Source organism: Streptomyces sp. NPDC058274, from assembly GCF_042881375.1.
GTDB lineage: Bacteria > Actinomycetota > Actinomycetes > Streptomycetales > Streptomycetaceae > Streptomyces.
The window spans coordinates 26,429-45,127 of the sequence record NZ_JBHVXW010000003.1 but is presented as its reverse complement, the minus strand read 5'-3'; the positions used below and the strand labels follow the sequence as shown (position 1 = coordinate 45,127).

The window sequence follows — 18,699 nt, the reverse complement described above, 5'->3', positions numbered from 1 at the left end:
GGTCTTCACACCGCGCGTGTCGCTCTCCGGCGGGTTCCGCGTGGGGCTGGTGTGTTTCGGGGGGGGGGGGGGGGGGGCCCGCCCCCCCCCCCCACTTTGCCTTTCCATCACTGATTCCACCCCACCCGCCACCTCCCCTTTCTGACGATCAGCACGCCACCCGTCACCTTTCGTGATGCCCGATATGACCCGGATGGTTGCCTTATAAATACTCTCTCTTGGTTTTTATATGCACTTGTCCATTTTTATCCTGAGGGAGACCGGGCCTCGCCCGCACCACAGGACCGGGCCTCTCACGATCGGACCTTCGGAGGCCGAAGTGACGACAGAACAGCAAGCCCGTCGCACCCTCACCACCGAGGCAGGCGCACCACTGGCGGACAACCAGAACACCGAGACGGCCGGTCCGGGTGGGCCGGCGCTGCTCCAGGACCAGCACATCTTCGAGAAGCTCGCGCACTTCAACCGTGAGCGGATCCCGGAGCGCATCGTGCACGCGCGCGGCGGCGCCGCGTACGGCACCTTCACGCTGACCCGTGACGTCTCGCAGTGGACCCGCGCCAAGTTCCTCTCCGAGGTGGGCAAACAGACCGAGACCTTCCTGCGCATGTCCACGGTGGCGGGCAGCCTCGGCTCCGCCGACGCCGTGCGCGACCCCCGCGGCTTCGCGCTGAAGTTCTACACCGAGGACGGCAACTACGACCTCGTCGGCAACAACACCCCGGTGTTCTTCATCAAGGACGCCAGCAAGTTCCCCGACTTCATCCACACCCAGAAGCGCGACCCGTACACGGGCTCCCAGGAGATGGACAACATGTGGGACTTCTGGGGTCTGTCCCCCGAGTCGACGCATCAGGTGCTGTGGCTGTTCGGCGACCGCGGCATCCCGGCGTCCTTCCGCAACATGAACGGGTACGGCTCGCACACCTACCAGTGGAACAACGAGGCCGGCGAGGTCTTCTGGGTCAAGTACCACTTCAAGACCGACCAGGGCATCAAGAACCTCACGGTGGAGGAAGCCGTGAAGGTGTCGGGTCTCGATCCCGACTCGCACCAGCGTGATCTTCGTGAGTCCATCGAGCGCGGCGAGTTCCCGTCCTGGACCGTGCGGATGCAGATCATGCCGGAGGCCGAAGCGGCGCACTACCGCTTCAACCCCTTCGACCTCACCAAGGTCTGGCCGCACGAGGACTACCCGGAGATCGAGATCGGCCGGCTGGAGCTCAACCGCAACCCGGAGAACGTGTTCGCCGAGGTCGAGCAGGCCGCCTTCAGCCCGGCCCACTTCGTCCCCGGCATCGGGCCCTCCCCGGACAAGATGCTCCAGGGCCGCCTCTTCGCCTACGCGGACGCCCAGCGCTACCGCATCGGGGTCAACGCCGACCACCTGCCGGTGAACCGCCCGCACGCCACCGAGGCGCGCACCTACGAACGCGACGGCGCCCTCTACGACGGCCGGCACAACGGCACGAAGAACTACGAACCGAACAGCTTCGGCGGACCGGTGCAGACCGACCGGCCGCTGTGGTCGCCGACTTCCGTCGACGGACAAACCGGCAACCACGAAGCCCCCTCGCACGCCGAGGACAACGACTTCGGGCAGGCGGGCGACCTCTACCGGCTGATGCCGGACGACGCCAAGGACCGTCTGGTCACCAATCTGGCGACTGCCATCTCCGGTGTCTCCGCCGACCGCGACGACATCGTCGACCGGGCGGTCGGCAACTTCGCCCAGGCCGACGGCGATCTCGGCAGGCGACTGGAACGCACGGTGAAGGAACTGCGCGGGCAGCACAACTAGCGTTGCGGCAGAGCCCTTTGCTCCTCGCGATCACCGGGGCATCCGGTCACCCGGGTACCTGGACATCCGGTCACCTGGATAGCTGGATACCTGGGCATCCGGCCACGTGAGCATCCGGTTCACCGCGCGGCTCCCCGATCCGCCCCTCGTCCGGCGCTCGCCTTGACGCCCTGCGTCTTTCGCGACAGCTCAACGGCGCCCTCGTGGCCGGTGTTTCGCCCAGGGCTTCGCCTCGCCGGCGGCCCCCGTCCCGGCACGCACCCCGCGGCTCCCTCGTATCCAGGGTTTCCGCTTCGCCGTTGCGGCGCCTCGCGCCCACGGCGCCCTCAGTCCCGGCGGACCTCCCGCCGGTCGCACAGCCCCAACCCGCCAGTCTCATAAGGACGCGCACCATGGCTGTACATGCCGATTCCCCCACCCGATTCCACCTCCGCACCCACCGCAGCTCCCCGCGAGCGGCCTCCCACAGCGTCGCCGGCGCCTATCTGGCCGAGTTCACCGGAACCTTCATCCTGGTCTTCGCCATCACCGCAACCGCCACGTCGGCCGGCCTGGCCCAGTCCGTCGCCGGATCCGCGTACGGTTCACTGGCCATCGTGCTGGTCAACGGCCTGGCACTGGCCGCGCTGGTCGGCGGCCTCGCCCATGTCTCCGGCGCGCACTTCAACCCGGCCGTGACGATCGCGATGGCCGTCGTCCGCAAGTTCTCGTGGCGGCACGTGCCCGGCTACGTGGCGGTCCAGATGGCGGGCGGCATCGTGGCGGCCCTCGCCACGTGGGCCATTCGCGGTGACGCGGCGCGCACCGTCATGCATCTCGGCGCGACCAACCCGAAGCCGGGTGTGAGCGACGGGCGGGCACTCCTCGTCGAGTTCCTGATCACGTTCATCCTGGTCTTCGTCGTCACCGCCGCCGCAACCGACCGGCGTTTCCCGGCCCCCGCCGCCCCCCTCGTCATCGGATTCGCCCTCGCCACCGCGGTCTTCATCGGCGGTCCGACCGACGGCGCTGCCGTCAACCCGGCCCGCGGCCTCGGCCCGATGATCGCCTCCGGTTCCTACGGCGGCTGGTGGGTGGTCCTCGTCGGGCCGGTGCTCGGCGGTGTTGTCGCCGCCGTGCTGTACCAGATGTTCGTCCGCAAGGGCCAGGCCCCGGTGGTCGAACAGGCGCCCAAGGACGCCCGCGACCTGGACAGCCACACCCGGCACGCGGTCCGCTGAGCCGCACTCCCCAGCGCGCGCAGGCCGCGCCCCGACGGAACGATCGCCCGCCCCGAATACCGAGGTCCCGCCCGAAAGCCAACGGCGGGGCCTCGGTGCCATGACCCTCGGCCGTCAGAAGTGGGTGGCGATCCCGAAGGCCTTGCGCAGGAGCGCCATGTCGTGACGGTCGCGGTCAGCGGGTTCGTAGCCCTGGTGGAAGTAGACCTGCTGTTCGGGCGACAGACACGGGACCGTCGTCCCCCGGACCGTGCCGGTCACGAAGCACTCGGCCGGGTACCGGAACGGCCTCGCTGGGTCGGGCGAGGCCTGCACGGCGGAACCGTCCGCGGCGAAGACCAGGGGGTGCAGATCGATCTCGCGACCGCCGGGGTCGGTGACCACGAAACGTACGGGGCGCCAGTCGAGCGTCTCGGTGAATCCGGCGGCGGCCAGGGCCGCCACGAGGGCCGGCTCCTGCTCCTGACGGTGCGCCAGATCCAGATCGCGGTGCGGGCGGGTCTCCTCCCCGACCAAGGCGTCGATGCCCCAGCCGCCGCCGATCCAGATGTCGACGCCGGCCCGGCGCAGCAGGGACAGGAGGGACAGGACGTCGTCAGCCGTCATCACGCTGCGCACGCTAGCGGCGACCACCGGGCCGGGCGACCGCTTTGCCACATCACCGCTGTCGCACCGCGACGGGCGTCAGGAGGACCCGGCTGTCGAGAGCGGGGCCGGGCGCAGGTCGAGGCGGACGGGGCGGACGCCCGCCAGGGCAGAATGCCCACCGCCTCGCCCCCGACCTGCTTCTACAATCGCGAGCACTGGCCCCCGCCCGAAGGAACCCGATGACCAGCGTCGAAGAACCGGCACGACCCAAAGGCCGCGTTCGCGACGCCGTGCGCACCAAGGCCGAGATCCTCGACGTGGCCACCCAGGAGTTCGCGCGTGCCGGCTACACGGGAGCCCGCGTCGACGAGATCGCCGCCCGCACCAGCACCACCAAGCGGATGATCTACTACTACTTCGGCGGCAAGGAACAGCTGTTCACGGCCGTGCTGGAGCGGGCCTACTTCGTGATCCGCGAGGCCGAACAGGAGCTGGACGTCGAGCACTTGGACCCGGTCGCGGCCATCCGCCGGCTCGCCGAGGCCACCTTCGACCACCATGAGAAGCACCCCGACTTCATCCGCCTGGTCAGCATCGAGAACATCCACGGCGCGCAGCACATCGCCGCCTCCGAGGAGCTCGGCACGATCGGCTCGCCCGCTCTGGAGGTGATCCGCCGCATCCTGGAGACCGGGCGCGGCTCCGGTCTGTTCACGGCCGAGGTCGACGCCGTGGACCTGCACGCGATGATCAGCGCGTTCTGCTTCTTCCGGGTCGCCAACCGGCATACGTTCGGTGCCCTGTTCGGCCGCGACCTGGTCGCCCCCGCCCAACGGGAGCACTACCGCACCATGCTCGGCGACATGGTCATCGCGTATCTGACCGCGGACCGCCCCATTCCAGTGGGTTGATGAGCCGGATCGCGCCCGGCTCGGCCGGCCCGCACACTCCGGGGCCCCGGCGCCTGCCCTTCTGGCATGGCGTCGCGGTCGCCGTCGTCGGCTACGTCATCCGCCGCGGCCCTCCGGACTGCGCGACCCCGCTCGACGTCATCCCGGCCTTCGTCGACCTGGGCGCGCAGGGCGCGGTCAAGGCGATCAAGGCACTGCGACGGGCGGACACCGTCCCCGCGGGCCCGTAAAGTTCGATACCGCGCACACCGGCCGGGTTCAGGGACGGCCGGTGTGCGCGGTGTTGGCGGAGGTCCCGGTCAACTGGGCGTCGTGGCACGGGTCATGGCACCGGCGTCGCTTCGCGGTCGCGCACGGGGCCGATCCGGGCGCGTACCGCGTCGAGGTAGCCGGCGATGGCGTCCCGGTTGCGGGTCAGGCAGTTGATGCGTTCGGTCATCCGGTCGCGCTCGCCCTCGAGGGTGGCCAGCATGTCGGGGGTCGCGTCCGGGAAGTGGATGGCGCGGGGTTTGTCGAGGCACGGGAGGATCTGCTTGATGATCCGGGTGGGGAGCCCGGCATCCAGCAGGCCGCGGATCTGCCGCACCCGGTCGACGTACAACTCGTCGTAGTTCCGGTAGCCGTTCGCGCAGCGGTCGGCGACGATCAGGCCCTGCTCCTCGTAGTAGCGCAGCAGCCGCCGTGGGGTGCCGGTGCGTTCCGACAGTTCTCCGATGCGCATGTGACCGCCCTCACAGGTTCTCGAGTTGACCCTCACACCGATGTGAGGGTTCGAGCATACGCAGCATGCGAAACGACCGGACCCGAGAAGCGGCACCAGCGCCGGGGCAGGGCCCCGCTGCCCCCCGTACGAACCCGCCTGCCCCGCAAGGGAGTTCAGCCGACCGAGCCGGCGGACGCGGCCTGCCCCTGTCCGCGCTGCTCGCGCTCGCCACCGCCGTGTTCCTCACCAGTCTCACCGAGACCCTGCCCGCGGGGCTGCTGCCGGCGATGAGTGCGGATCTCGCCGTCGGCCAGTCCGCGATGGGTCAGTCGGTCACCGTCTACGCGGTGGGGACCGCACTCACGGCGATCCCGCTGTCCGCGGCCACGGCGGGATGGCGGCGCAAGCGACTGCTGCTCACCGCGATGGCCGGGTTCGCCGTCGCCAACACGGTCACGGCGGCCTCGAGTTCGTACCCCCTGACCATGGTGGCCCGCTTCGTCGCCGGTGTCGCCGCGGGTCTCGCCTGGGCCCTGCTGGCCGGATACGCCCGCCGCCTGGCCCCCGCCCGGCTGCAGGGCAAGGCGATCGCCGTCGTCATGACCGGCATTCCGGTCGCCCTGTCGCTGGGCGTTCCGGCCGGGACCTTCCTGGGCGGTGCGGTGGGCTGGCGGGTGGCGTTCTCCCTCATGACGGTTCTCACCGGGGTGCTCCTGATCTGGATCGCCGTGGCCGTGCCCGACCGGCCGGGGCGGCAGAGCGAAGGGCGTGCCCCGCTGCTGCGGGTCCTCACCGTGCCGGGAGTGATGCCGGTCCTGTTCGTCACGCTGGTCTTCGTGCTGGCCCACACCATCCTCTACACCTATATCGCCACCTATCTGGAGCACCTCGGCATGGGCGGCTCGACCGACCTCGTCCTGCTGGTCTTCGGCGGCGCGTCCCTGGCGAGCATCTGGATCGTGGGCGTTCACATCGACCGGGGACTGCGCGCACCGACCCTCGTGAGCACACTCGCCGTCGCCGCCGCGGCCACGCTCCTCGCCCTGGCGGCCGACAGCCCCGTTCTGGTCTACGTCGCCGTCACGCTCTGGGGGCTCGGCTGGGGAGGCGCGCCCACCCTGCTGCAGACCGCCGTGGCCGACGCGGGCGGCGAGGTGGCCGACGCCGCGCAGGCCATGCTCGTGACCTTGTGGAACGCGGCCATGGCGGGCGGCGGCGTGGCGGGCGGGATCCTCCTCGGTCTCAGCGGCCCGAGGTCCCTCCCCTGGAGCGTCCTCGCCCTGGTGCTCCCGGTGCTGGCGGTCGTGATCGCCGCCCGCGCCCACGGCTTCCCCGCCCGGCGCCCGACGAGCGGGATGCGGTGACGCGGTGACGGTTGACGCGGCGAACCGCCGGGAGCGCCCGGCTGCATGCCGGTCGCACCAACGGGCGTGCGCGCCCCGAGGTACCGCACCAACAGCCGTGCGCCCTACGGCTTCCGGGCCAGCCCGGCGTGCACCATGACCTCCGCGTCCTTGGCGTCCGTGAGCGGTTCGCCGGGCTCCGGGTGCCAGCGGTGGGCGGTGACGATGCCGGGGTCGACGAGCTCAAGGCCCTCGAAGAAGCGGGCGACCTCCGCGCGGGAGCGGCCCTGCACGGAGATGCCGCCGGACCGGTAGACCGTCTGGACCTCGCTGAGCTGGTCCTGCTCCTCGTTCGAGAAGCCGTGGGTGAGCACGAGGTAGCTGCCGGAGGGCAGGGCGTCGACGAAGGACCGTACGAGGTCGTAGGGGCCGGCCTCGTCGGGGACGAAGTGCAGCAGGGCGATCAGACTCAGCGCGACGGGCTGCGACAGATCGAGGGTCTCGCGGAGTTCGGGCGACTGGAGGATCTTCTGCGGTTCGCGGGCGTCGGCGTGCAGATACGCGGTCCGCCCTTCCCGGGTGCTGCGCAGCAGGGCTCGGGCGTGGGAGAGCACGACGGGGTCGTTGTCGGCGTACACGACCCGGGACTCCGGCGCGATGCCCTGGACGATCTGGTGGAGGTTGGGCTCGGTGGGGATGCCGGTGCCGATGTCGAGGAACTGCCGGATCCCCGCCTCGGCGGCCAGCCACCTCACGGCACGCTGCATGAACAACCGGTTGGCCCGTACCGCGGTCCTGGCGGTGGGGGTGAGCGCCAGGATCTGCTCGGCGGCCGCCTCGTCGACGGGGTAGTTGTCCTTGCCACCCAGCAGATAGTCGTAGATACGGGCAGGGTGCGGCCTACTCGTGTCGATCCGCTCCGGTGCCATGCGGGTCTCCCTGTCTCCGTGGGCCGGCAGCCGCGGCATCGGCGCCGTGATCAACTGCCCGAGCCTGCCGGAAGCTTAAGCCCACCCGCTGCACGCCCACCGGTCAACTCCCCTTCCGCGGACAACCGTTGGTCACGTCCCGTCGGTGACGGCCGCGTCCAGCAGTGGCCCCAGCTCGCGAGCCACGGCGGTCAGGGCGCGTACGTCCCGTTCGGCTCTGGCGATCAGGACGGCGCCCTCCAGCGCGCTGATCATGAGGGTGGCGAGCGACTCGGCCCGCCCGGCCGGCACGCCCATGTCCGTCAACGCCCCTGCCACCGGCCGGTTCCAGCAGGCGAACGCGGCGGCGGCCACCTCCCGGGTGGACTCGGTGGACTCCGCGCAGTCGACGGTCGCGGCGGCCACCGGACAGCCGGAGGCGAACCCGGCCGTCCCGTACTCATCGGTCCACTGCCGCACCATCGCCGCGAACAGCCCGCTCGGGGTCGGCTCGTCCAGCCCGGCGAGGAAACGGGCGACCCGCTTGCCCGCATAGCGCCCCGCCCACGCCACCGCCTCGTTGACCAACTGCTCCTTGCCGCCCGGGAAGTAGTGCTGGAGCGAGCCGCGGGGCGCGCCCGCGTGCACGGCGACGTCCCGCATGCCCGTCGCGGCGACACCGTCGCGCCGGATGAGCTGCGCCGCGCTGAAGACCATCCGCTCGCGCGGCCCACGCACCGCCCCCTCACGCGGACCGTCGACCGCCCCCTCACGCGGGCCGTCGACCGCCCCTTCGCGCGCACCGTGGATCAACCGCTCGCGCGGACCCTCTCCAGAAACCGCCATGTCCGACCTCCCATCACGCCACGCCACATGCCACGCCCGGCCGGTGCCGCGTGCGGTTCACCGTCCACTATGACAGCCGTCATGATGGACGGTACTATGACCGTGGTCATAGCCAACGAGTGACGGCGCCCCACCGGACGCGCCGGGCAGAAACGGCGGTGCCTCGTGTACGTGGGTTTCCTGGGCCTCGGAGTCATGGGGCAGCCGATGGCGCTCAACCTGGCCCGGGCCGGCACACCCCTGGTCGTCTGGAACCGCACCGCCGGCCGGGTCGAGCCCCTGCGGGCGGCCGGCGCCGGCCTCGCGGACTCCCCCGCCGAGGTCCTCGCCCGCGCCGGCGTCACGTTCCTGATGCTGGCCGACGAGTTCGCGATCGACTCCGTCCTGGGCCGCGGTACCCCGGGCTTCGCCGCGCGGGTCGAGGGACGCACCGTGGTCCACATGGGCACGACGTCACCGGAGTACTCGCACGGTCTGGAGGCCGACATCCGGGCGGCGGGCGGGAGTTACGCGGAGGCGCCGGTCTCCGGGTCCCGGTTGCCCGCGGAGGCGGGGCGGCTGGTGGCGATGCTGGCGGGGGACGACGACGTGGTGGCGGCCGTACGCCCGCTGCTCGGCCCGATGTGCCACGAGACGTTCGTCTGCGGCCCGGTACCGAACGCGCTGACGATGAAACTGGCCGTGAACCTGTACCTGATCACGCTGGTGACGGGTCTCGGCGAGGCGTTCCACTTCGCCGAGCGGCAGGGCCTGGACCGGCGGCTGTTCCTCGACGTGCTGGACGCGGGGCCCATGGCCAGCGGGGTCTCCCGCATGAAGGCGCCCAAGCTGCTGACCCGGGACTTCGCCGTCCAGGCGGCGGCCCGGGACGTACTGCAGAACAACCGGTTGATCGCGGAGGCCGCACGGAAGGCGAGCCTCGCCTCGCCCCTGCTGGACGTCTGCCACGCCCTCTACGACGAGACCGTCACGCTGGGGCACGGCGGCTCCGACATGGTCGCCGTGCTCCGCGCGATCGAGGCACGGACCGACGGCGACCACGAGGGCGGTGGGGGGCCGGTTTCCGCACGGGACGCCGGCGACCACAAGGCCGGCGAGTCGTCGGCGTCCGCACGGGCCGACGGCGATCACGGGGGCCGTGCGGGGTGAGCGTCCGCGGGGGCCGGCGGCGATCACGAGGCCGGCGGCTCGCGGACCAACGGCGACCACCGGAGCGGTGAGCGGTCAGCGTCCCCTCGGGATGCCGTAGGCACGCTCCACCCGGAGCCGTAGCACCAGACGGCGGTCGCGGACCATGGCGGCGCGGTAGTCGTCCCAGTCCGGATGCTCGCCCAGTACGTCGCGGTAGAGCCGGATGAGTTCCTCGACCGTCTCGTCGTGCGGGTCCTGCGCGACGGGGGTGAGGTCGGCCGTCCCCTCCACGACCGTGTAAGCCCAGCGGTCGTCGCTGGTCACGTGGTACGACGCCCGTGGATCCCGGCGCAGATTGCGGGTCTTGGCGCGGTCGTCCGTGAGCGAGACCCGGACGGTCCGCTCCTCGGGGTCGTAGGCATGGCTGACGTTGGAGAGCTGGGGCCGGCCGTCGCGCTTGAGGGTGACCAGCACCCCGCCGGCGTGGTCCGAGAGCAGCTGGAGCAGTGCGTCCTGCGTCGCGTCCTGAGTCATGCAGTGATCAACGCCCTGGCGCCGCATGGCATTCCAGCCGTCCGCACGTGCGTAGACACTGTCTACTCAGACTGGTAGACAGTGTCTATGCATGAATCCGACACCGGGCTGCGTGCCCGTCTGGTCCAGGTCGGGGTCGACCTGGTCACCGCCGAGGGGGCCCAGGCCCTGTCCCTGCGGGAGATCGCCCGGCGGGCAGGGGTCTCGCACGGCGCCCCGCGCCGCTACTTCCCGACGCACCTCTCCCTGCTCTCCGCCATCGCGCGGCGCGGCTTCACCGACCTCGGGGCCCGCGCCACGAAAGCGCTCGCCGCCGGCGGGGCGAGCCCACGGGACGACCTCGCCACGCTGGGCCGCGTCTATCTGGACTTCGCGCTGACCAACACCGGGATGTACGAGCTGATGTTCCGTCACGACATGCTGCGCAGCGACGAGTTGGGGCTGCGGGAGACCAGCCTTCCGCTCTTCGGCGTGCTGGTGGACCTGGTCGGCCGGGCACGGCCCGGGGTGGACGCCCGGCTCGTCGCGGGGTCGCTCTGGGCGAACCTGCACGGCATCGCCCAGCTCTGGAGCTGGGGCAGTCTCCAACTCGCCACCGGAGCGGATGACTTCGGCCCCCTGCTGGCCACGGCACTGGACGCGCACCTCGGCCCGGTGGGCCGATGACACTCCACCGCCGTGTCATCCTCGCGAGCAGCGTCGTCGGCGCCGCGATCGTCGCCCTGGACGGCACCGTACTCACGGTCGCCCAGCCCACCCTGCGTCGGGAGCTGCACGCGTCCTTCGCGCAGATCCAGTGGATCAGCACCGGATATCTGATCGCGGTCGCGAGCCTGCTGGTGTTCGCCGGCCGGCTCGGTGACCGGTTCGGCCATCAACGGGTCTTCGCTCTGGGGGTGTTGGGCTTCGGGCTGGCCTCCGCGGGGATCGGCCTGGCACCGGACATCGGCTGGGTGGTCGGACTGCGGGTCATCCAGGGGGTGTTCGGCGCGCTGCTCCAGCCGGCGACCCTCGGGATGCTGCGTGCCGCCTTCCCGCCCGAGAGACTCGGCATGCCGATCGCCCTGCGCACCAGCGCCATCGGGCTGGCGGCAGCCGCGGGCCCGGTCGTCGGCGGGGCGCTGGTCACCGCCCTCGGCTGGCGTGCCGTCTTCTTCCTCAACATCGTGCCCACGCTCGTGCTGGGCGTGGCGGCGCTCACCGTCCGGGGCCCCGAGCGGGAACGGGCGGCGGCCGGCCGGCTCGACGTGCCCGGCGCCTGTCTGCTCGCGGCGGCTCTGGCGTGTCTCGTCCACACGCTCGTCGGGACACCGTCGAACCGGCCGGCCGCCACGGTCCTCGGGCTGCTCGCGGTCGTGGCCCTGGGCGCCGTCTTCGTGCGCCACGAACGCCGCGCCGCGAGCCCGCTGCTGCCCCCGGACGTGCGCGGCTCGGCGACCCTCGGTGCGGCGCTCGGCGTCCTGGTGGCAGCGTCGGCGGCGATGTTCGGGGCGCTCTTCACCGGCACGTACTTCCTCCAGGACGTCCTCACCCTGACCCCGCTCCAGAGCAGCCTCCGCGCCCTGCCGCTGGCCGTGATGATGGTGCTGGGCGCACCCGTCTCGGCCGTCCTGATGCGCCGCTTCGGCCCCCGCCGGACGGCCGTCACGGGCATGGCGCTCCTCACCGCCGGCATCCTCGTGCTGTCCCGGCTCGACCAGGCGTCGACGGCCGTGGGGATCGGCAGCGGCTTCCTGCTGCTGGGCGCCGGTTTCGGCGCGGTCATGGTCACCGCGACCGCCGTCATCGTGCGGCACGCGTCCCGTGAGTCGGCCGGTGTCGCGAGCGGGCTCCAGCAGACCGCGATGAACGTCGGGCCGACGGTCGGTGTCGCCGTGGCGACCACGATGCTGTCGTACGCCGGTGCCGGCGCGTCGGGCGCTGGTGTCGAGATGGGCCCCGCCCTGACCGTCCTCGCCGTGGTGTCCGCGCTCGGAACGCTGCTGGGGACGGGGCTGCCGGGACGGCCGCGCGAGGAGGGCGCGGCTCGTCACGAGCCTGCGGCGGAGGCCGGTTCAGCACTCGCCACACCCCCCGAACCGCGCCGGCGCGACCCGCGGATGGCACCTCACGACCGGGCGTGACGCGCGATGTTCGCCGTACGGCGTCGGACGCACCCCGCGCACGGCGCCGTACGACCGTGGATGTCCCGCATACGGCCCCGCGCGGCGGGAAGATGCCCTGTATGACCCGCACATGACCATGAAATGGCCGCCCCGTCCGTTCCCGCGGTCCGTCCGTACGAGACGATGAACGCGCGGTGGTCCAGGAGCCGCAGTCCGGAGGAGAGCCATGGGACACCTGCAGCAAGAGGTCGAGCCGAGCGAGGCCGGACTCGACCCGAAGGCGCTCGCCCGGCTGGACCAGCACTTCGCGGACGAGGTCGACGAGGGCCGGCTGCCCGGTTTCCTCGTCGCCGTCTCCCGCCACGGCCAGGTCGCCCATCTGACGACGTACGGCCACCGTGACCGCGCGGCCGGGCTCCCGGTCACCGCCGACACCTTGTGGCGGATGTACTCGATGACCAAGCCGGTCACCACGGTCGCCGCGCTGATGCTCCTGGAAGAAGGGCGCCTCGGCCTGGCGGATCCGGTCGCCCGCCATCTCCCCGCGTTCGCCGATCCACAGGTGTACGTCGAGGGGACGGGCGCCGGTGTCAGGACCCGTCCGGCCGGGCAACCCCTCCTCGTCCGGCACCTGTTGACCCACACCGCGGGCCTGACCTTCGGTTTCTACCACTCCCACCCGGTCGACGCCCTGTACCGGGCCGCCGGTCTGGAGTCGTCGGTGCCCGCGGGCGCGGATCTCGAAGGGGCCTGCGAGGTGTACGCGAGACTGCCGCTCCAGTTCGAGCCGGGCACGCGCTGGAACTACTCGGTGGCGACGAACGTCCTCGGCCGGCTCGTCGAGGTCGTGTCGGGGCAGCGTCTGGACGAGTTCTTCGCCGAGCGGATCTTCGGCCCGCTCGGGATGACGGACGCCGGATTCTGCGTCGACGAGGAGCAGTCCGGCCGGCTGGCCGAGCTGTACGGCGAGGACGGCAAGGGCGGGATCACCCCCGTTCCCGGTCTCCCCCTGCACGGCCGCCCGCGGCTGCTGTCCGGCAGCGGGGGCATGGTGGCCGGCGCCCACGACTACCACCGTTTCATGGAGTTCCTCCGCCGCCGCGGCGAACTCGACGGCACCCGGCTCCTCGCCGCCGGGACCGTGGACACCATGACGTCCAACCAGTTGCCGGGCGGCGTCGACATCCGCACCCACGGCACACCCGCCCACGACGAACCCGGCAACGCGGGCCTCGGCTTCGGTCTCGGTGTCTCGGTCGTGACCGACCCGGCGATCACGGCCTACCCCACCGCCCTCGGCGCGTTCGGCTGGAACGGCGTGGCCAGCACGACCTTCTGGGTCGACCCGCTGCGGGACATGACCGTGCAGTTCCTGACCCAGCTGCGGCCGACCGGTTCACACACGGTCTTCCCCGAGGTACGGCGACTGGTGCACGAGGCCGTGCTGGACTGAGCCGCCGGCCCGGATTCGGGCGCTGAGCTCGGCGCCCTGACTGCCCCCTTCACGCTCAAGTCCGCAGCGTGAACTCGACCCCGTCCGCGCGGAGTTCGCTCAGCCACTCCTCCGACCGCTCCGCCGTCTCGGCGGCGCGGCTGAGGCCCGCCGGCAGGGTGCCGTCGAGGACGTGACGGACGCCGAGAGCGAGGGTGCGGGAGACACAGCGGGCCATGGCGCTCTCCTGGGGCGTGCCCTCCAGGTCCAGGAGATACCGGCCGGACCAGGTCTCGCCCGAGCCGCCGCGCACGTCCAGGGAGACGGCGAGGACCACGCGGTCGCGGTCGGCGTCGGTGGTCGGATAGGCCGCCGCCAACTCCCGTGCGAGCGCGGCGATCCGCCGGTCGTCCCCGGCCCTCAGCTCCTCGAACACGGCGTCCCAGGCCCGCAGCCAGCCGTCGAGGCGGAGCGTGCCACGGACGAAGGTCTCGGGCTTCCAGGCCGCCGGAAGAGCGTACTGGCCGAGGAAGGGGAGGCTGTCGCGGTTGGGGTACACCTCGAAGATCTCCCCGTCGACCGGATGGGGGCGGGTGGCCTCCCACGGCCGGGCGGCGGTGGTCTCCGCGCCGTCCTCGATGTAACGGGCGGGCGAGCGCAGGGCGTTGAGGACCCCGGCGGGTGCCCAGCTGAAGCGGTACCTGAAGTCGTTCGGGATCGCGGGGACGCCTCCGCAGTACGAGGTGAAGCGGTACGAGGCGGCGGTGTCGGGGCCGATCGCCTCCCGGGCCCGGGCGACCAGACCGTGGGCGAAGAGGTGGTCGATGCCGGGGTCGAGGCCCGCCTCGGTGAGCACCACGACACCCGCCGCCACCGCCGCGGGCACCTGCTCGACGACCGCATCCGAGACATAGCTGGAGCACGCGAAGTGCGCCCCGCGCTCGATGCAGGCGCTCAGCAGCGGGGCGTGCTCGGGGGCCGGGAGCATCGAGACGACGACGTCTCCGGGCGCCAGCTCGGCCGCGAGCGCCGGCAGTGTGTACGCGCGCGGCTCGGCGCGTCCTGTCAGGCCGAGGCCGGCCAGGCTCCGCTCGGCACGCTCCTCGGTGCGGTGCCACAGGCGTACCCGGCCGGCGGCCTCGCACAGCGCGGCGAGCCCACTGCCGGTGGACAGGCCGGCGCCGATCCAGTGGACGGTGCCGCTCGCCGGGACGGTTCCCGTTTCGCTCGTCTCAGACATGGCGGAACTCCCCTTCCTTCGCGCCGAGTTCACGGCCCGCCTGGTGGAACCGTGCCAGACAGCGGTCCCACGGCCCGCCCGTCTCGAAGTCGAGGAGCAGCGGCAGCAGCGCCGCCGAGAAGTCGACGCTCGCCTCGCGCGGCAGCAGGGACGGCAGGTTGTCGATGGCGATCAGATCCAGGGCCGGCTGTTCGCGCAGCCGGCGCACGGGATGTGCCCAGTCCGTGGTGGTGTCGTAGACCGGCAGCACGTTCATGGGTGAGCCGACGTCGCAGGTGACGTCGCACAGCGTGCGCAGCCGGCGGCCGGGCTCGTCGAGGTCCTTGTCGGTGAGGAAGGGCGGGATCGGCCGGGTGGTGAGCACGGTGTTGACCATCACCTCGTGCTCCAGCAGCGCCGCTCGGTCCAGCTCGCGGGTCTCGGCCAGGTCCCAGCAGGTGGGTTCGTTGCCGGCCACGGCGAGCGCGGCGCGTGCCCCGCGGCCGCTGCGCCCGAGGGCACCGATCACCAGCGTCCTCGGCTGCCCCGTCACGGCGGCGAGTTCGGCGTCCAGCTCCTCCTTGGACGCCGGCCGCAGCGGGGTCCGCAGCCGGCCCTCGTGGTGCAGGACGGCCAGTGCCGCGCCGAGGTACCCGGCCCAGTAGCCGAACGCGGCGAGCCTGCGTCCCTCGTCGTCCACCAGGTACTCCAGGTCCAGCAGCGCCCCGCCCCCGGCGAGGAACCTGCCGAGCAGCGCGGCGGCGCCGGGCTGCTCCTTGTAGGCGTGGCCGAAGAAGACATGCCGGTGCCGCAACTCGGCGGGCTCGTCCGGGAGTTCCTTGAGTCCGGCGATCACGGTGTCCGGCGGCGCCGACACCCAGGAGCCCGGCGCTGCGACCCGGCAGCCCGCCTCCTCGTACGCCTCGATCGGGAAGATCCGCTGCGGCGAGTCCTCGACGGTGAGGGTCATGCCCCGCTCGACGAGCCGGCGGGCGTCGGACGGCACGACGGGCGTGCGCCGCTCCGTCGTACGGGACTCGTGGCGCAGCCACAGGTGGAGCTCGGTCATACGAGGTTGACCTCCGGTCGCAGGCTGTCGGTGGCGAAGCGGCCGACGCCCAGGGGGCTGATGTCGACGAAGGGTGTGCGGCCCAGGACCAGATCGCGGACGACCTCGCCGACCGCCGGGCCCTGCAGGAAACCATGGCCGGAGAACCCGGTCGCGTACAGGAAGCGGGAGGGCGTGGCGGCCTCGCCGATCAGTGCGTTGTGGTCCGGGGTGATCTCGTACAGGCCCGCCCAGCCGCCGGTGCGGCGCAGGTCGAGGAGGGCGGGGGCGCGGCGCTGCATGGCCTCGCCGAGCCGGGGGATCCAGCCGTCGTGGGTCCGGGTGGAGAAGCCGGGCTCCTCGTCGGGGTCGGACATGCCGACGAGGAGTCCGGGGCCTTCGGCGTGGAAGTAGAGGCTGCTGGTGAAGTCGATGGTCATGGGCAGGTGCGGCGGCAGCCCGGGGACCGGTTCCGTGACGGCGATCTGCCGGCGCAGCGGCTCGACGGGCAGGTCCACCCCGACCATGGCGCCGACCGCCCGGGACCAGGCGCCGGCCGCGCAGACGACCGTGTCGGTGGTGATCCGGCCCCGGCTGGTCACCACCGCCGTGATCTCGTCGCCGCGCAGCTCGATGCCGGTGACCTCGCAGTGCCTGAGCACGGTCGCGCCGTGGCGGCGGGCGCCGGCCGCGTAGCCGTGCACCACGGCCTCGGGTGTGCAGTGCCCGTCGTCCGGGGAGAAGGCGGCGGCCAGCAGTCCGTCGGTGGTGATCAGCGGGGAGAGCCGCTGTGCCTCGGCCGGATCCAGCAGGCGGCTGGGTACACCGAGGCCGTTCTGCAGCTCGACGCCCGCCTCGAAGGCGGCGACCTCCTCCGGTGTCGAGAGGAGGAAGAGATAGCCGACCCGGTGCAGTCCGATGTCATGGCCGGGCTCCTCGCCGAAGCGGGCGAAGGCCGCCAGGCTGCGGGCGCCGAGCTGAACGTTGAGCGCGTCGGAGAACTGCGCCCGGACTCCGCCCGCGGCCCGCGAGGTCGAGCCGGAGGCGAGTTCGTCGCGCTCGACCAGGAGGACGTCACGGACGCCCGCGCGGGCGAGGTGGTAGGCGATGCTCGTGCCCATCACCCCACCGCCGATGACGACGACCTGCGCGGTCATGTTCACCGCGGCCTCCTTCCGCCGGCCGCCTCGATCACGGCCCAGGCCGCGGCGGCGTCCTGCACACCGAGTCCGACGCTGTTGTAGAACACGATGTCGTCGGGGCCGGTGCGCGCGGCGCGTCGGCCCGTGACCACGGCACCGAGCGGGATCAGGTCCTCGAAGGCCAGCGGCCCCTCCCGCAGCGCGTCGACGACGGGCCCGGCGTGCTCCGCCGCGGTTGCCGGATCGTCCACCACGACGGCGGCCGCCCGTCGCAGGACCTCGGCGTCGACCTCGCTGCGCGTGGGCTCGAAGGACCCGACGCTCACCACCGTGCAGCCCGGCGTGAGCCACTCGCCCTGAACGACGGGCTTGGTGCTCAGGGTGCAGGCCGCCACCATGGGCAGCCCCGCCACCGCTTCCCGTGCCGTGTCCACGGCCTCGACGGCGACGCCCAGCTCGCCTGCCAGCAGCCGCGCGGCGCGCGTGCGGCGGCCCGGGTCGGGACTCCACAGCCGTACGGCCCGCAGGGTCCGCACCCGGTTCACGGCCCGCACATGGGCGAGCGCCTGGGTGCCCGAGCCGAGGACGCCGAGCTCGGCGCTGTCGGCGGTGGCCAGCGCGTCGAGGGCGACGGCGCTCGCGGCGGCCGTCCGCAGCGTCGTCACGGCAGTCCCGTCCATGACGGCGACGAGCTCACCGGTGACCGGGTCGAGAGCGTTGATCACCGCGTGAATGCTGGGCAGCCCGGCCGTCGCGTTGCCCGGGTTGACGCTGCCGATCTTGGCCACGGGCCCGGTGTCCGCGGACAGCCGGGCGAGATACGCGAAGACGACACTGTCGTCGAAGCGGCTCGGATGCATGATCTTTCCCGGCAGTTCGGCGCTGCCGTCCCCGAGGGCGGCGAACGCAGCCCGCTGTGACGCGATCGCCGCGTCGGTGTCCAGCAGCTCGCCCACCTGGGCCCGCGACAGGAACAGCGGGCCGCTCTCGTCTTCGCTCACTCCTCAGTGATAGCCGTCTTCACCGATCCGCAAAAGATCGCCTCCGTCTTGCCCCCGTCCAGCTGGGGCAGCACACCGCCGTCCAGGTGGGGCAGGTAGTGGTCGAGGCGCTCGCGCTTGGTCAGCAGATAGCTGAGGTTCTCCTCGCACGGCGGGATGAGCAGCGGGACCTGCTCGGGGACCTTGATGCCGTGGCGCAGCAGCGCCTCACGCTTGCGCGGGTTGTTCGACAGCAGCCGTACGGAACGGACGCCGAGGTCGTGCAGGATCTCCGCCGCGACCCCGTAGTCACGCGCGTCCACGGGAAGGCCCAGCGCGAGGTTCGCCTCGACCGTGTCGAGTCCCTCCGCCTGGAGCTTCATCGCGCGCAGCTTGGCCAGCAGGCCGATCCCCCGGCCCTCGTGGCCCCGGAGATAGACGAGTATTCCGCGCCCTTCCGCCACGATCTCGCGCAGTGCGGTGGCGAGTTGGGGCCCGCATTCGCAGTGCGTGGAGCCGAACGCGTCACCGGTCAGGCACTCGGAATGCAGCCGGGTCAGCACCCGCTCCGTACCGATGTCGCCGTACACCAGAGCCACTTGTTCGTCGCCGCGATCGTGGTCCAGGTAGCCGACGGCCTGGAAATCGCCGTACGCCGTGGGCAAGGGGGCCGTCACGACTCGGGTGACTCCCGATGACTGGGCATGAGCGCCGAGCACGCCAACGTTCTCTGTCATGATCTGATTCCTATCTGCTAAGCGCTAGCGCGGGCGGTACGAGACGAAAGG

The 18,699-nt window shown here is 71.9% G+C and carries 19 protein-coding genes; 9 read left to right on the top strand and 10 right to left on the bottom strand.

Annotated elements, in window-relative coordinates:
* Positions 1-319: 319 nt before the first annotated feature.
* Positions 320-1,801 (top strand): catalase, encoded by a 1,482-nt coding sequence (locus ACFVYF_RS07480; RefSeq protein ID WP_389452258.1) that lies wholly within the window; start codon positions 320-322, stop codon positions 1,799-1,801.
* Positions 1,802-2,193: 392 nt separating this feature from the next.
* A complete protein-coding gene (locus ACFVYF_RS07475) occupies positions 2,194-3,021 on the top strand; it encodes an MIP/aquaporin family protein (RefSeq protein WP_389452255.1) in 828 nt (275 codons plus the stop codon).
* 114 nt (positions 3,022-3,135) lie between these two features.
* Here ACFVYF_RS07475 and ACFVYF_RS07470 read toward each other — a convergent pair whose 3' ends face one another.
* Positions 3,136-3,627: a nucleotidyltransferase domain-containing protein gene (locus ACFVYF_RS07470; RefSeq protein ID WP_389453558.1), complete on the bottom strand. Its 492-nt coding sequence runs from the start codon at positions 3,625-3,627 to the stop codon at positions 3,136-3,138.
* A 221-nt stretch (positions 3,628-3,848) separates the two neighbouring features.
* On the opposite strand from ACFVYF_RS07470, the gene ACFVYF_RS07465 reads away from it, so the two are divergent.
* Positions 3,849-4,520, top strand: a complete 672-nt coding sequence (locus ACFVYF_RS07465; protein ID WP_389452253.1) for a TetR family transcriptional regulator — start codon at positions 3,849-3,851, stop codon at positions 4,518-4,520.
* A complete protein-coding gene (locus ACFVYF_RS07460) occupies positions 4,520-4,750 on the top strand; it encodes a hypothetical protein (protein ID WP_389452250.1) in 231 nt (76 codons plus the stop codon). Before ACFVYF_RS07465 ends, ACFVYF_RS07460 begins: the two co-directional genes overlap by 1 nt.
* A gap of 92 nt (positions 4,751-4,842) precedes the next feature.
* Here ACFVYF_RS07460 and ACFVYF_RS07455 read toward each other — a convergent pair whose 3' ends face one another.
* The gene (locus ACFVYF_RS07455) at positions 4,843-5,241 is read right to left on the bottom strand and encodes a MerR family transcriptional regulator (RefSeq protein WP_389452247.1); all 399 of its coding nucleotides are present in this window, start codon (positions 5,239-5,241) and stop codon (positions 4,843-4,845) included.
* 65 nt (positions 5,242-5,306) lie between these two features.
* On the opposite strand from ACFVYF_RS07455, the gene ACFVYF_RS07450 reads away from it, so the two are divergent.
* Positions 5,307-6,587 (top strand): MFS transporter, encoded by a 1,281-nt coding sequence (locus tag ACFVYF_RS07450; protein ID WP_389452244.1) that lies wholly within the window; start codon positions 5,307-5,309, stop codon positions 6,585-6,587.
* A 104-nt stretch (positions 6,588-6,691) separates the two neighbouring features.
* On the opposite strand, the gene ACFVYF_RS07445 is transcribed toward ACFVYF_RS07450, so the two are convergent.
* Together ACFVYF_RS07445 and ACFVYF_RS07440 are read right to left on the bottom strand one after the other, a co-directional pair.
* Positions 6,692-7,495, bottom strand: coding sequence for an SAM-dependent methyltransferase (locus ACFVYF_RS07445; protein WP_389452241.1), 804 nt, complete (start codon positions 7,493-7,495; stop codon positions 6,692-6,694).
* 132 nt (positions 7,496-7,627) lie between these two features.
* The gene (locus ACFVYF_RS07440) at positions 7,628-8,191 is read right to left on the bottom strand and encodes a TetR/AcrR family transcriptional regulator (protein WP_389453555.1); all 564 of its coding nucleotides are present in this window, start codon (positions 8,189-8,191) and stop codon (positions 7,628-7,630) included.
* Between the two features lie 324 nt (positions 8,192-8,515).
* Here ACFVYF_RS07440 and ACFVYF_RS07435 point away from each other — a divergent pair, with 324 nt between their 5' ends.
* Positions 8,516-9,469 (top strand): NAD(P)-dependent oxidoreductase, encoded by a 954-nt coding sequence (locus ACFVYF_RS07435; RefSeq protein ID WP_389452238.1) that lies wholly within the window; start codon positions 8,516-8,518, stop codon positions 9,467-9,469.
* Between the two features lie 75 nt (positions 9,470-9,544).
* Here the strand turns inward: ACFVYF_RS07435 and ACFVYF_RS07430 are convergent, their stop codons facing one another.
* A complete protein-coding gene (locus ACFVYF_RS07430; RefSeq protein WP_389452235.1) occupies positions 9,545-9,985 on the bottom strand; it encodes a PPOX class F420-dependent oxidoreductase in 441 nt (146 codons plus the stop codon).
* Positions 9,986-10,072: 87 nt separating this feature from the next.
* Here ACFVYF_RS07430 and ACFVYF_RS07425 point away from each other — a divergent pair, with 87 nt between their 5' ends.
* The 3 genes from ACFVYF_RS07425 (at position 10,073) to ACFVYF_RS07415 (ending at position 13,543) form a co-directional block, all read left to right on the top strand.
* Complete coding sequence (locus ACFVYF_RS07425) at positions 10,073-10,651, top strand: TetR/AcrR family transcriptional regulator (protein WP_389452232.1); 579 nt, start codon at positions 10,073-10,075, stop codon at positions 10,649-10,651.
* The gene (locus ACFVYF_RS07420; RefSeq protein WP_389452229.1) at positions 10,648-12,108 is read left to right on the top strand and encodes an MFS transporter; all 1,461 of its coding nucleotides are present in this window, start codon (positions 10,648-10,650) and stop codon (positions 12,106-12,108) included. The genes ACFVYF_RS07425 and ACFVYF_RS07420 overlap by 4 nt, the downstream gene beginning before the upstream one ends.
* 208 nt (positions 12,109-12,316) lie before the next feature.
* Positions 12,317-13,543 (top strand): serine hydrolase domain-containing protein, encoded by a 1,227-nt coding sequence (locus ACFVYF_RS07415; RefSeq protein ID WP_389452226.1) that lies wholly within the window; start codon positions 12,317-12,319, stop codon positions 13,541-13,543.
* A 55-nt stretch (positions 13,544-13,598) separates the two neighbouring features.
* On the opposite strand, the gene ACFVYF_RS07410 is transcribed toward ACFVYF_RS07415, so the two are convergent.
* Genes ACFVYF_RS07410 through ribA form a run of 5 tightly spaced genes read right to left on the bottom strand, consistent with a single transcriptional unit; the run spans position 13,599 to position 18,648 of the window.
* Positions 13,599-14,762, bottom strand: coding sequence for a saccharopine dehydrogenase family protein (locus tag ACFVYF_RS07410; protein WP_389452223.1), 1,164 nt, complete (start codon positions 14,760-14,762; stop codon positions 13,599-13,601).
* Positions 14,755-15,810, bottom strand: a complete 1,056-nt coding sequence (locus tag ACFVYF_RS07405; protein ID WP_389452220.1) for a saccharopine dehydrogenase — start codon at positions 15,808-15,810, stop codon at positions 14,755-14,757. The genes ACFVYF_RS07410 and ACFVYF_RS07405 overlap by 8 nt, the downstream gene beginning before the upstream one ends.
* Positions 15,807-16,946, bottom strand: coding sequence for an NAD(P)/FAD-dependent oxidoreductase (locus ACFVYF_RS07400; RefSeq protein ID WP_389453553.1), 1,140 nt, complete (start codon positions 16,944-16,946; stop codon positions 15,807-15,809). The genes ACFVYF_RS07405 and ACFVYF_RS07400 overlap by 4 nt, the downstream gene beginning before the upstream one ends.
* A gap of 2 nt (positions 16,947-16,948) precedes the next feature.
* The gene (locus ACFVYF_RS07395; protein WP_389452218.1) at positions 16,949-17,932 is read right to left on the bottom strand and encodes an ornithine cyclodeaminase family protein; all 984 of its coding nucleotides are present in this window, start codon (positions 17,930-17,932) and stop codon (positions 16,949-16,951) included.
* Positions 17,929-18,648 carry a GTP cyclohydrolase II gene (ribA, locus tag ACFVYF_RS07390; protein WP_389452215.1) on the bottom strand — a complete coding sequence of 240 codons (720 nt, stop codon included), beginning with the start codon at positions 18,646-18,648 and terminating at the stop codon, positions 17,929-17,931. The genes ACFVYF_RS07395 and ribA overlap by 4 nt, the downstream gene beginning before the upstream one ends.
* Positions 18,649-18,699 lie beyond the last annotated feature (51 nt).

Coding starts and splice junctions, on each gene's coding strand:
- ACFVYF_RS07420 (WP_389452229.1), top strand. CDS start 10,648: ATGACACTCCACCGCCGTGTCATCCTCGCGAGCAGCGTCGTCGGCGCC.
- ACFVYF_RS07470 (WP_389453558.1), bottom strand. CDS start 3,627: ATGACGGCTGACGACGTCCTGTCCCTCCTGTCCCTGCTGCGCCGGGCC.
- ACFVYF_RS07440 (WP_389453555.1), bottom strand. CDS start 8,191: ATGGTCTTCAGCGCGGCGCAGCTCATCCGGCGCGACGGTGTCGCCGCG.
- ACFVYF_RS07400 (WP_389453553.1), bottom strand. CDS start 16,946: ATGACCGCGCAGGTCGTCGTCATCGGCGGTGGGGTGATGGGCACGAGC.
- ACFVYF_RS07465 (WP_389452253.1), top strand. CDS start 3,849: ATGACCAGCGTCGAAGAACCGGCACGACCCAAAGGCCGCGTTCGCGAC.
- ACFVYF_RS07475 (WP_389452255.1), top strand. CDS start 2,194: ATGGCTGTACATGCCGATTCCCCCACCCGATTCCACCTCCGCACCCAC.
- ACFVYF_RS07435 (WP_389452238.1), top strand. CDS start 8,516: ATGGGGCAGCCGATGGCGCTCAACCTGGCCCGGGCCGGCACACCCCTG.
- ACFVYF_RS07445 (WP_389452241.1), bottom strand. CDS start 7,495: ATGGCACCGGAGCGGATCGACACGAGTAGGCCGCACCCTGCCCGTATC.
- ACFVYF_RS07415 (WP_389452226.1), top strand. CDS start 12,317: ATGGGACACCTGCAGCAAGAGGTCGAGCCGAGCGAGGCCGGACTCGAC.
- ACFVYF_RS07410 (WP_389452223.1), bottom strand. CDS start 14,762: ATGTCTGAGACGAGCGAAACGGGAACCGTCCCGGCGAGCGGCACCGTC.
- ribA (WP_389452215.1), bottom strand. CDS start 18,648: ATGACAGAGAACGTTGGCGTGCTCGGCGCTCATGCCCAGTCATCGGGA.
- ACFVYF_RS07455 (WP_389452247.1), bottom strand. CDS start 5,241: ATGCGCATCGGAGAACTGTCGGAACGCACCGGCACCCCACGGCGGCTG.
- ACFVYF_RS07430 (WP_389452235.1), bottom strand. CDS start 9,985: ATGACTCAGGACGCGACGCAGGACGCACTGCTCCAGCTGCTCTCGGAC.
- ACFVYF_RS07450 (WP_389452244.1), top strand. CDS start 5,307: ATGCGAAACGACCGGACCCGAGAAGCGGCACCAGCGCCGGGGCAGGGC.
- ACFVYF_RS07425 (WP_389452232.1), top strand. CDS start 10,073: ATGCATGAATCCGACACCGGGCTGCGTGCCCGTCTGGTCCAGGTCGGG.
- ACFVYF_RS07460 (WP_389452250.1), top strand. CDS start 4,520: ATGAGCCGGATCGCGCCCGGCTCGGCCGGCCCGCACACTCCGGGGCCC.
- ACFVYF_RS07405 (WP_389452220.1), bottom strand. CDS start 15,810: ATGACCGAGCTCCACCTGTGGCTGCGCCACGAGTCCCGTACGACGGAG.